This window comes from Ancylomarina salipaludis (genome assembly GCF_004122035.1).
Lineage (GTDB): Bacteria > Bacteroidota > Bacteroidia > Bacteroidales > Marinifilaceae > Ancylomarina > Ancylomarina salipaludis.
Genome location: NZ_SAXA01000008.1, coordinates 207,717 through 218,818, shown reverse-complemented (window position 1 = coordinate 218,818; position 11,102 = coordinate 207,717). Strand labels below are relative to the sequence as shown.

The window sequence follows — 11,102 nt, the reverse complement described above, 5'->3', positions numbered from 1 at the left end:
GAAAATCGATATTGAAGAATACATACAATATTATAATAAAGAAAGAATATCTTTGGCTCTAAATGGAATGAGCCCGATAAAGTATCGAGCTCATTTTCAAAATTAATTTTTTAACCGTCCAACTTTTGGGGTTCAGTACAGAAGGGTGGCTTTTTTATGCTTTGGCTTGATGTTGTGTTTTAATTTCTAGTATCCATCTCGCTTATGGCCAGAGTGCCTGCTACAACCGAAATAATGGCAGCAAAGCTCGAAAAGGAAACACCGCAAAAAGGGATAATCAAACAAAGAGAAAAGACAAAGCCATTGGCAATAACAATTCCTTTATTCTCGCTCATGAATCGGACACTTTGTTTTATATTTAGTTTTTTGCGTTCAAGGGCATAGTCTATGAATGAGAAGCCATAGAAATAAGCTGAAATAAAGAAAAGCATAATGGCAGCGAACCAACCAATTATGGGAATAAAACTCAGGATAAACATGAGGCCGGTAAGAAGGAGTTCAATACTGAAGTTTCGAATAGCGATTAGAATACCTCTTAAAACATCTTTTAAAAGCTGAACAATGCTAAAAGGATAGTCGACTCCCGTTTTTATTTTCTCAGTTCGTTCGGATAGGTAGGAGAAAATGGGGGACATCAGAATAATGATGATATACCCACCCAAATAAGCAAAGAGTAAGAAAAACATGATTTTGAATGTGATCCAAACAAAGACATCCATCACTGTTTTTAGAAAGCCTGATCCCCAAAAATCTGCTTGTTTTAACTGAAACTGATTATCTAAATAGACCTTTGCCGATTCAGAGAAATTACTTATTAAATCCCAGCCAAACCAAAAAAGCAGAATATTAAAGGCAATAGGGAATAGGAAGAACCAAGCTAGTTTTTTTTTGAAAATAAAGCTGAGAGCTTCAGAATAGGTTCGGAGTCCGAATCCGAAATCTTTTATAAAAGTCATAGGAATTGTGTTGAAAAATAGTAATATCTGTTTATCAATGAAACGGGAAAATATCCTTTTCTTATTTTATTGCGTTTTAAATTTAGCAACTTTACTTAAATTCAGAATTTAGATGTTAAAAAAGATGGGATTATTATTACTTAGAATCGTTTTGAATTGGAGCTGAATTGTATCATCTTTGTTTTACAAAAATACGAATGATGATACAATTTTTTACGCGCATAATACGAGATCGAAATTTTGTTTTAATACTAGCTGTAGTTCTGGGTTTAACCATAGGTGATTGGGCAGAGAATTTAAAGGAATATACCTTTTATATTCTGGCTGTCGTCATGATTTTCTCGACCACTGGTTTAAGTACCAAAGCACTTTTCCCTTTGAAAAAAATGATTCAACCACTATTGTTGGGGTCAGTGCTTAATTATTTTGTCTTTGGTGCGGTTATCATTAGCCTGGCTTATTTTTTGATGCCTACTCCTGAATTATTTCTAGGTTTTGTTGTGATTGCTGCTACGCCTCCAGGTTTGGCTGTGATTCCTTTTTCACACATTTTGGAGGGCGATATCAAATATGGCATTGTAGGTGTACTAGGGGCATTTATTAGTTCAATTTTTCTTGCTCCGGCCATTGTTGGTTTATTAAGTAATGTAGATGGAGGCATTGATTCGGGCATGCTTTTTATGACCATGGTTAAATTGGTTTTGATACCGATGCTGATTTCCCGATTATTATTGTGGGCACCTATCAAACCAACCGTTGAGAAGGTGAGAGGGCGAGTGGTCGATTGGGGATTTGCACTGCTTATTTTTACGGCAGTAGGCTTAAACAGACAAGTGTTTTTCTCAAATTTTGAAGTTCTTTTTCTGGTCGCTTTAGTTCTATTCCTTAGTATATTTGGTTTAGGTTGGGTGTATGAGAAATTTGCAGCGCGGATTGGTGTCAAAAAGGAAGTCGCTATGACACAAAACCTTTTACTGACAATCAAAAGTTCGGGTTTTGCTGTTGTTACCGCTTTAACTTTATTTGGAAAGGAAGCGGCTATCCCTTCTGCTGTTATGGCCGTATTCGTATTACTCTATTTGCTTTATCTGTCTTTTCGAATGGAGTATAGAAAGAAGGTAAAAAGGATTATGGATAAAGGGAAAAGTTAAAAAGAGAGAAGTTTTTATAAGTCTTTGTATACAGTAATTTAAGGCGTTTTAAAACCTTAGCTATAAAGTCATTATTAATCGTTAATCACTAATTAAAAAAGTGTGAAGCTTACATTTTTAGGAACAGGAACCTCACAGGGAATACCCATTATTGCATGTAAATGCCCCGTTTGTTTATCTACTGATAAAAAAGATAAGCGACTAAGAACTTCTGCTTTGGTTGAAGTTGATGGTCAAACGATCGTTATAGATAGCGGACCTGATTTTCGATACCAAATGTTGCGGGCGAATGTGCAGCAACTTGATGCGATTTTGTTTACACATGAGCATAAAGATCACACGGCTGGTTTGGACGATGTTCGTGCTTTTAATTGGGTGAATAAAAAAGCTGTGGATATTTATGCTGAGAAACGTGTTCAAGCATCTTTAAGACAAGAATTTTCTTATGTGTTTGCCGAGTTTAGATATCCCGGCATTCCTCAATTGAATTTGATTGATGTGGAAAATAAGGCTTTCCAAATAAATGACACAGGTATTCTTCCTATTCGGGCGATGCATTTAAAGTTGCCGGTTTTCGGATATCGGATTGGTGATATGGCTTATATTACTGATGCCAATTATATTTCATCTGAAGAAAAAGAGAAAATAAAAGGAGTAAAGGTTCTTGTTCTGAATGCTTTGAGGAAAGAAAAACACCTTTCGCATTTTACACTTTCTGAAGCCTTGGCTTTAATTGAAGAGTTAAAGCCTGAGAGCGCCTATTTGACACATTTTTCACATCAATTAGGCTTTCATCAGGAAATATCAAAAGAACTACCTGAAAATGTTTTTATGGCTTACGATGGTTTGACAATAGATATTTAAAACAAGTTTGTTATAAATGAAAAGACCTCAAATAAACTATTTGAGGTCTTTTCGTATGTTTATTCTTTTAGTTTATAACCATCGTATTTTCCTTTCTTGATGGCAGGTATACCATCAATCATCCAGGCAGGAGCTGGTTTCCCTTTCAAATAATAATCAAAAAACTGCATCATTCGGATAGATAAATCCATTCGATTGGCACGTCTTTTCAGGTTGTGAGCTTCATCATTGTATGAAAGCATCCAACAAGGTTTTTGTAAACGACGCATGGCAACAAAGTATTCGATTCCCTGATACCATGGCACTGCACCATCATGGTCGTTGTGCATGATGAGTAGAGGTGTTTTAACCTTAGGAATTGAGAAAATCGGAGAATTCTCAATGTAATGCAGGGGTTTCTCCCAAAGCGTTCCGCCAATTCGGCTTTGTGTATGCTCATATTGGAACATTCGACTGCGACCACTTTCCCAGCGAATTCCGCCGTAAGCCGAAGTCATATTACTCACAGGAGCACCTGACATGGCACATTTGTAAAGATTTGTTTTTGTTACCAACTGAGCAATTTGATAACCGCCCCAGCTTTGTCCCTGTAGGGCAACATTATCTTTGTCTATAAAATCGAAACGATCCATCATAGCCAGCGTTCCGGTAACAATAGAACTGTAGGCACTTTCTCCCGGATGCCCAACCTTGGAATAACGAATATCCGGCATAAAAATCAAATACCCATTACTCACGCAGTAACTTGGATTGATGATGGACCAGTTGGGTTGAGGAACATAATGTTTGTGTAATCGATCGCTGACTCTTTCGTAGAAATAGACAAGCATTGGGTATTTTTTGTTTGGATCGAAATTTTCAGGTTTGAAAAGCATTCCCTGTAATTTTTCTCCGTTGCCAGATATCCAATCGACAAGTTCAACATTTCCCCAAAGAACATCTTTTTGTTGTGGGTTAGCATCCGAAATTTGGTTTTGATTTTCAAAGTTCAAATCACTCAACCAAAGATTTGGATAGTCAACAAATGTTGAGCGTTTCCATACAAGTCGATCGGCTTTTTTAGCTTTAACAGGATTTGAGTAACTCACATCATCAAAACATATTTTCTGAAGTACTTCGCCGTTTATTAATCTGTAAAATCCGGATTTTTTATTGTATTCGCCAAAAGCCTTCAATAGTATGCTTTCATTCAAATCGATAAAGCGCTCTTCAGAATCAAGTTTTACGTAGCTGAAACGAACATTATTTTGACGCCCAAAATCCTGAGTTAAGTTGTAAGCCTTTTCTTTCCCTTTAGGATCAATTTTCCATATGTCATAACGATCCTGAATTAAGATATACTGATCATCTTTAGTCCATCCTATGACGCCATAAGGCTCAGGATCGCTTGGCATATCGTGTGTTTCGGAATAAAAGTTAAAAGGAATATTCTGAGTCAGCTTACACGTTTTTTTGCTGGCAATATTGTAAGTATTCCAAGTGCTGTCAGCCGTTTCGTACCAGTACAGGTACTTTTGAGAAGGTGAGATATCAACCTTTGAATTTTTCTTTTTAAGGACTAATTCAGACTGACCATTATTGACATTGATTAAGTAATAATCTTTAAACCAATCATTCCAGGACTCCTCCATTTGGTAGGGGAGTGAAGAACTTCCCAAAGCCAAATTTGCATTCCCGTGATCGTATAGTTTAACTTGTGGTAAATTTTTATCAGCAAGTTGTTTGATTGTATTTTTCTTGCAGTTGTAAACGGCTAAATAAGTTCTTTTTTGTTCTTTCTTGAGATTAACCTTCTGTTCTGATTGTAATAATGGGTCTTTCCAACTCCATATATCCAATTGGTATTTTTCTTCATCTAAAAGGGAATCCTTTTTCTCTTTTTCTATTTTCGGGGCAATTCCAAAATAAAGATTTTCACCATTTCTGGAGAAATTTAATTGACTGTTTTCATTCACTTCCCATCCTTGAGTAACAGCTTTGCTTAGTGAATCTAAAATAAGCTTTGAGTGCTTTTGTTTAGAGTCGAAATAGTGCAGGTTGTATCTTTTTTGTTTGCAAGTATCTGCTGAAAAAATAAAGGCTAATTTATTACCTTCAGATGAAATACTTAGTTTTTTAGCTTGTCCTGTCTCGTTGAAAATAGCATTTGGTTTTTTATCCTCGAACTTTAGAATAGAAACTTCAGCTTTAGAAATACTATCCTGACTTTGATTGATGAATGCAAGGGCTTGTCCATTTCTGGATAGATTGTAATCACTTACATTTGAAAAGGCAATCATCTCACCAGTAAGTAGATTTTTGAGTTTTAACTCACCCACTTCAGTTTTATCTTTCCCTTTCGCTTTTTTCTTTTTTGATTTTTTCGGCTCATTAAGCGTGTCTTTTTCGACTTTCTTTGTTTCCAATAAAAAAGCGATCCATTGACCATTATCTAAAGGTACCTGGTATGATTTTAGCTTGGCATATTTATCTAGTTTATAATTTGATAGGTTTAAAACTGCCAATGAATCTTTAGGTAAATCTTTTGATTTTACTTTCTTTAATTTTGCCTGTCTGATGGTATCAAATTCTGCTTTTATCTTGAAAACCAAACTTTCAGATTTTGGAGTGAATTTTGCATCGTATCCTCGGGGAAACGAATCGAGTTTGGCTGTTGAATGTTGATATAGATAAAGATAGCCATCGCCTCGTTGCGGATTTACTTCATAACAAAGCCAGTCGCCATCATTTGAAATGATCTGGTTTTCGATATCTTTCCATCCATCATAATTGCTGTGCTTTAAGGCTCTTTTATTGGTTTGAGCAAAACTCATCGTTAGAAATGAACTTGCTATCAGGGTGAATAATAATTTTTTCATTGAGTTGGTTGTGTTTTGGTTGTGATTGCATAAAAAAATGCAAAAGCGAATAGCCTTTGCATTTGTAAATATATACTATTGTGTTTTAGTCTATATCCAGATTGTCAATCTTCTCAAGCAGATCATGAGTCGATTTTAACAAATCATCATAAATCGATTTGAAATGAGGCTTAATGTTGGCCTTGTTCTCAACTTTTTGATTGATACGAGCAATATAGTTATTGCGTGCATCAGCAGCTTCGTTCATAATGGTGTAAACTTCGTCTGAATTTCTTTTTCCAAAGAATTCAAGATGAATGATACTGCGCATAAAGATTTCGTTGGTTAAGAAATTTACATCTTTCTTAAAGTCTCTTCTACTGGCCATATTTTTTTTAATTTAGTTTTGATTTAGAAAAAGCTTAAACTTAAGCAGCTTGACAATTGATTACAAATATACACCAATTTATATGTATTTCTTATAATTTAATCGTCTTCAATGTTGTTGCATTTAAGATCGGCAGAAAGAAATAGGTCTATTTGAATATTTGTGGCTGTGTGGAAGATACTGTTGCTTAAAAAAGCTTAATTTGTAGTCTATAACAGACGTAAAACTGGAAATGAAAGAGTGCTCGCAATATAAATACCTACACAATAGTAAACTTAGGGATACTAGTGAATTTCGTAATGAATTTTTTAGACGAGGTTTGTCTCTCTATGAGGTGATTCGCGTTATGAATTCGAAACCTGTCTTTTTAAAAGAGCATTTGATGCGTTTGGAGAATTCTGCAAAGCAAGTTGGGCAATTTGTGTGGTTGAATTATTCAGAACTCGTTGAGAAAATAGAGCTGGTTATCAGTAGAAATGGGGTGCGTGATGGAAATATTAAAATCGTATTTAATATTCATCAAAACAACCGCAATTTTTATTGCTATTTTGTACCTCACAATTACCCTGATAGTCAGGCTTACCAAGAGGGCGTTCGTACTGTGGTTTACAAGGCAGAACGAAGCCATCCCAATGCGAAAATTTATAATCATGAACTTCGCACCTATACCAATTCTATAATAGAAAGTCCGGAAATATTTGAGGTTATTTTAATGGATAATCTGGATCATATAACCGAGGGGAGTCGATCCAATCTTTTTTTTATTAAGGCTGATCGGCTGGTGACTGCTCCGGATGATATGGTTCTAAATGGTATTGTTCGCGGTAAGCTTATTGAGATATGCGATCGAATGGGGATACCTGTTTGTAAAGAAGATATTCCCTTTGAGACACTCTCGAATTTCGATGCTGCTTTCCTTACGGGAACATCGCCGCAAATACTCCCTATCCGAAGTATAAATGCTATTTCATTTGATGTCAATCATCCTTTATTGAAGCAGCTTTTAGAAGCCTATAGAAACGAAATTGTTCATTATTTTGAAGTTATCTAAATGTGTTTGTTTCTGTTTTACGAAAAGGCAGACCAATTTCTACTTTTGTTCCAATTGGTTTTTGCGATTCATCAAACAGATCGAAAACTTTGTAGTCGTATTTAGATGTATTATTATTCATTTTATTAAGAAGTGAGATTCGCTCCTGAACAATCTGCATAGTTTTTTCATGAGATGACTTCCGGCTTTCGGCATCAAACTCTTTGGATTTTGAACGCCCAATGCCATTGTCTTCAATTGTACAACGGATATAATTATTGTCTTCCAAATCGAAGGTGATCAGGATTAATCCGTCACCTTTACATGCTGACAGTCCAAATCTGATCGCACTTTCGACGAAGGGTTGAATCAGCATTGGGGGAATGCTATAGTCGTATGGGTTAATCTCTTTACTTAAGACAATCTCAAAGATAAAACGATCCATGAAACGCATTTGTTCAAGTTTTACATAGTGTTTTAAGTATGCAATTTCGTCTGAGAGAGTGATGTAATCCTTATCTGCATTATCAATGTTTTTGCGTAGAACTGTTGAAAAATCTGATAAATAATCAAGTGCGTTTTCAGTTTCCTGTTCTAAAATATAGCCTTGAATTGAGTTAAGTGCATTGAAAATAAAATGGGGATCAAGTTGACTTTGAAGTGTCTTCATCTTAAGACCTAAGATACTTGTTCCGATTTTATTTCGTTCCTCTTCCTCTTTACGAATTTTGTGGGTGTAAATTCTCATCGCAGCAATTATAAAAGCTACAAGAGCAGCGAAGGTAATGGCGTAAAACCAGGGTTTTTTCCACCACGGATAGGCAATTGATATAGGAATTGAGAAGGGAATAATATTGGCCTTATTTAAATGTTTGCCTTGGATATTTAAGATGTAATCTCCACTTGGAAGGTTGGAGTATACAGCTTGCGTATTGGTGCTCCAATCTGACCATTCAGATTCGAATTCTTTTAATCGATAGCGAAAGACACTTTTGCCAGGATTTAAACAGTTTTGAAACCCAAATGAAAAGGTTAGATAATTTTGACTGTTTGAAAGAGAAATAGGCCCCGTTATTTGTTTAGTCCAAATGTTAATTTTAGAAGAATCGGGATGCCAATTTTTGTTGTAAACTTGTAGCTTTTTTAGATTTATGGAACAATAGCTTTTTTGTATTTCATCAATAAAGGATGGTGTTATCTTTAGAAGCTGTTTGTTGGTTTTTACCCAGATATTCTGGTCCTTATCAACGATAGAATTTTTACCGCTTCGGTCATAATATCCTTTTGTTTGATTCCAAAATTGATATGAGATTGCAGAATCTGACTTCCAGGATTGATAGTCGAAACGATAAACACCTTTGTTGGTTCCGCACCAAAGCGAACCATCATCTAAATACTGAAAACCTTGTATTGAATTGCCTGTGAGGCCTAAATCATGATCAATTACTCCTAATAAATTTAGCTTATTGTTCTGATATCTAAGTTTGTAAATATTACCATTATTTCCTCCGGCAACCATATTACCATCGGGTAGAATCAGTAAGTCATTGATAATATTGTGAATATCAGAGTTGTTCTTATTAAAATGGTTAATTTCGCCCGATTTATATCTGAAAAGTCCCATTTGTTTTGTGGCAAACCAAACCTCTGAATTATGCGCTACAATTTTACTGACATCGACATTAATTGATTTTGAAATTAGATAAGAGAACGTTTTTTCTTGAAAGTTCTTTCCCGAAAAAACAGAGAAAACATTCTTCCAAAGACAACATAATTGTCCATCATTAGTGAATGTGAACTTCTCGGCCGGACTTATACCTAAGAATTTGATCGAATCGTTGTTTAAATCAAGGGTGTAGAATCCCATATTGGTTGCCAGCCAAAGTTTCGATTTGCCATTATTTAGAATATCATAAATTTTAATTTTCTCTTCACACACTGATGAATGACGACCTTCTTTAATGGTGCATAATTCTGAGGTTGAGATTCGTTTTTGGATTTGATTTTCTCTGAAATAGATGATTTCATTTTTTGTGGCAATATAAATATATCCCTTGTCATCAGTTGCAATATCGGAAATAATGAACTCATCAAGATTGAAATATGAGGCACCGAAGTATTGAAAAATTGAATTCTGAAAGTGTAAAATACCATTATCTTTGGTACCTAGCCATATATTATTTTCATCTTCATCCACAAAAATTGATTGAACAAATACATCATCAATATTATTTGATTTAGAGAAGTCTTCAACTTCGTGGTCGGAAACTTTAAGCACTTTTCGATATTCAATACCCTCAATGAAATACCGAATCAGGTAAAAAATTTCGTTTGTGACTTGTTCAGTTTGGATTATTTCGCATTCAATGTCGTCGTATTCATTATTCCGAATTTTAAAGGCTTCATTTTTTAGTGCCAATTCATTTAAAAGGAGTGACGTATGAAACTGATTGAATTCAATTAAAGGAAGGTAGTCGTCTCTTTTTAAAAGCTGAACTTGATTTGTCGTGATGTTGCATTCAAATATCTTTTTTGCCTCCGTTGAAATGGCAAGCAGTTGGTTATCATTTTGAATAAAACGTGTGATGTTTATTGCTTTTTTTGTTTCAAAAGCTGTTAGTTGTAATTTTTCTTTATTATTGATAGCAACTTTGTAGATGCCATCAGTTGTACCGATTATAAGATTATTGAGATTTTTGTCGAATACAACAGTCTGAATTTCTTGTTTTATGCCTAAATCCTTATGGCTGTAAATTTTGATGCGATGTCCGTTGAAATAACACAAGCCGATATTGGTTGCCGCTATCCATAAGTTATTTTCGTTGTCTTCACAGATAGATAAAATTCGTTCTCCGTATAGATGTTCCAATTCTTTTCGAATGACTATTTTCCCCCCGTCAAATTCAAAAAAACCGGCATCTGTAGCAAGCCAAACGATATTGCGTGAGTCACAAAATATTTGGTGAACATTATTACTGGGTAAACCGTCGTTTAGTGTAATGGATGATTTATATCGACTTGATGCTTGTGATAAGCAAGGGAAAAGCGATATCAAAAATATGACACTTATGTATAGGGGTATGATTTTTCTAAGCATTCTGCAATGATAAGAAATATGTGTTGAATATTTTACTGTCAAGTTTGTCAAATTATATTTTAGCTTAACTTCTTAGTAATAAGTAATAAATATGATTGCCATTTGAAGCGAAAATTGATTCTGGAAATGAGATGAATTATTGACAAAGATTAATTCTATATTGCGTAATTTTAATACAATTTAAAAAACAAATACGAATGAAAGCTGAATTGAATCTGCAGAATATTAATAAAGCTGAAGAATTGTTTACATCGAATATGAATTTTACTTATACGGTTCTTCCTCGTTTGAAGCTTTTATATGAAATAAAAAAAGAGCTCAAAGACTATCACGATCTAAGATGGTCTTTTGAATTCGATCATGTCAATGTCAATCAAAATAGAGTTCTTATCAGTTATTTGCCTTCAGCTTATTCTGAGTTGGATTTATTTTATGAAATACCTTTGGTGCAAAAATTTGAATTTAGGAGTTTTTTAGGAAATTCATCTGTACATTTTATTGATATCTATAATTTTCTTTTAGAGAATAACTATATTCGTGAAAATGAATTTGTAATACATGCCGAGTACCGAAAAATTCCTCATTTTATATTAAATTTGGAAGTTAGGAGGTATCACCAGGCCATTTTGAACCAGTATTCGGGAACAAATAAAGATTTAAATGGCCAGATTGATATACCAATACTTGAGGAGATTAAAAGGATTCTGGAGTTATTTAATCCAATTTTCAAATTAATTGTTGATCGTTTTCATAAGTAAATGATTTTAAAAAAAATAATG

General features: G+C 34.5%; 9 protein-coding genes. 5 read left to right on the top strand and 4 right to left on the bottom strand.

All coding sequences use genetic code 11. From position 1 onward, the window contains the following. The first annotated feature begins 4 nt into the window (after positions 1–4). Positions 5–106 (top strand): IS3 family transposase, encoded by a 102-nt coding sequence (locus EO244_RS10540; RefSeq protein ID WP_206734541.1) that lies wholly within the window; start codon positions 5–7, stop codon positions 104–106. A 73-nt stretch (positions 107–179) separates the two neighbouring features. On the opposite strand, the gene EO244_RS10535 is transcribed toward EO244_RS10540, so the two are convergent. Then, a complete protein-coding gene (locus EO244_RS10535) occupies positions 180–956 on the bottom strand; it encodes an EI24 domain-containing protein (protein WP_129254635.1) in 777 nt (258 codons plus the stop codon). A gap of 200 nt (positions 957–1,156) precedes the next feature. Between EO244_RS10535 and EO244_RS10530 the strand changes: the two genes are divergently transcribed. Beyond that, complete coding sequence (locus tag EO244_RS10530; protein ID WP_164977467.1) at positions 1,157–2,107, top strand: bile acid:sodium symporter family protein; 951 nt, start codon at positions 1,157–1,159, stop codon at positions 2,105–2,107. Between the two features lie 102 nt (positions 2,108–2,209). After that, the gene (locus EO244_RS10525; RefSeq protein WP_129254633.1) at positions 2,210–2,971 is read left to right on the top strand and encodes an MBL fold metallo-hydrolase; all 762 of its coding nucleotides are present in this window, start codon (positions 2,210–2,212) and stop codon (positions 2,969–2,971) included. A 59-nt stretch (positions 2,972–3,030) separates the two neighbouring features. On the opposite strand, the gene EO244_RS10520 is transcribed toward EO244_RS10525, so the two are convergent. Further along, positions 3,031–5,829, bottom strand: a complete 2,799-nt coding sequence (locus EO244_RS10520; RefSeq protein WP_129254632.1) for an alpha/beta hydrolase family protein — start codon at positions 5,827–5,829, stop codon at positions 3,031–3,033. Positions 5,830–5,914: 85 nt separating this feature from the next. Then, positions 5,915–6,196, bottom strand: coding sequence for a hypothetical protein (locus EO244_RS10515; protein ID WP_129254631.1), 282 nt, complete (start codon positions 6,194–6,196; stop codon positions 5,915–5,917). A gap of 232 nt (positions 6,197–6,428) precedes the next feature. On the opposite strand from EO244_RS10515, the gene EO244_RS10510 reads away from it, so the two are divergent. After that, a complete protein-coding gene (locus EO244_RS10510) occupies positions 6,429–7,247 on the top strand; it encodes an aminotransferase class IV (RefSeq protein ID WP_129254630.1) in 819 nt (272 codons plus the stop codon). Here EO244_RS10510 and EO244_RS10505 read toward each other — a convergent pair. Continuing rightward, positions 7,240–10,323 carry a sensor histidine kinase gene (locus EO244_RS10505; protein ID WP_129254629.1) on the bottom strand — a complete coding sequence of 1,028 codons (3,084 nt, stop codon included), beginning with the start codon at positions 10,321–10,323 and terminating at the stop codon, positions 7,240–7,242. The genes EO244_RS10510 and EO244_RS10505 overlap by 8 nt on opposite strands. Positions 10,324–10,520: 197 nt before the next feature. Between EO244_RS10505 and EO244_RS10500 the strand changes: the two genes are divergently transcribed. Continuing rightward, a complete protein-coding gene (locus tag EO244_RS10500; protein WP_129254628.1) occupies positions 10,521–11,081 on the top strand; it encodes a hypothetical protein in 561 nt (186 codons plus the stop codon). The last annotated feature ends 21 nt before the right edge of the window (positions 11,082–11,102 follow it).

Excerpts from the sequence above, each read along its gene's own strand:
- EO244_RS10535 (WP_129254635.1), bottom strand. The coding sequence starts at position 956 with ATGACTTTTATAAAAGATTTCGGATTCGGACTCCGAACCTATTCTGAA.
- EO244_RS10530 (WP_164977467.1), top strand. The coding sequence starts at position 1,157 with ATGATACAATTTTTTACGCGCATAATACGAGATCGAAATTTTGTTTTA.
- EO244_RS10520 (WP_129254632.1), bottom strand. The coding sequence starts at position 5,829 with ATGAAAAAATTATTATTCACCCTGATAGCAAGTTCATTTCTAACGATG.
- EO244_RS10515 (WP_129254631.1), bottom strand. The coding sequence starts at position 6,196 with ATGGCCAGTAGAAGAGACTTTAAGAAAGATGTAAATTTCTTAACCAAC.
- EO244_RS10510 (WP_129254630.1), top strand. The coding sequence starts at position 6,429 with ATGAAAGAGTGCTCGCAATATAAATACCTACACAATAGTAAACTTAGG.
- EO244_RS10505 (WP_129254629.1), bottom strand. The coding sequence starts at position 10,323 with ATGCTTAGAAAAATCATACCCCTATACATAAGTGTCATATTTTTGATA.
- EO244_RS10500 (WP_129254628.1), top strand. The coding sequence starts at position 10,521 with ATGAAAGCTGAATTGAATCTGCAGAATATTAATAAAGCTGAAGAATTG.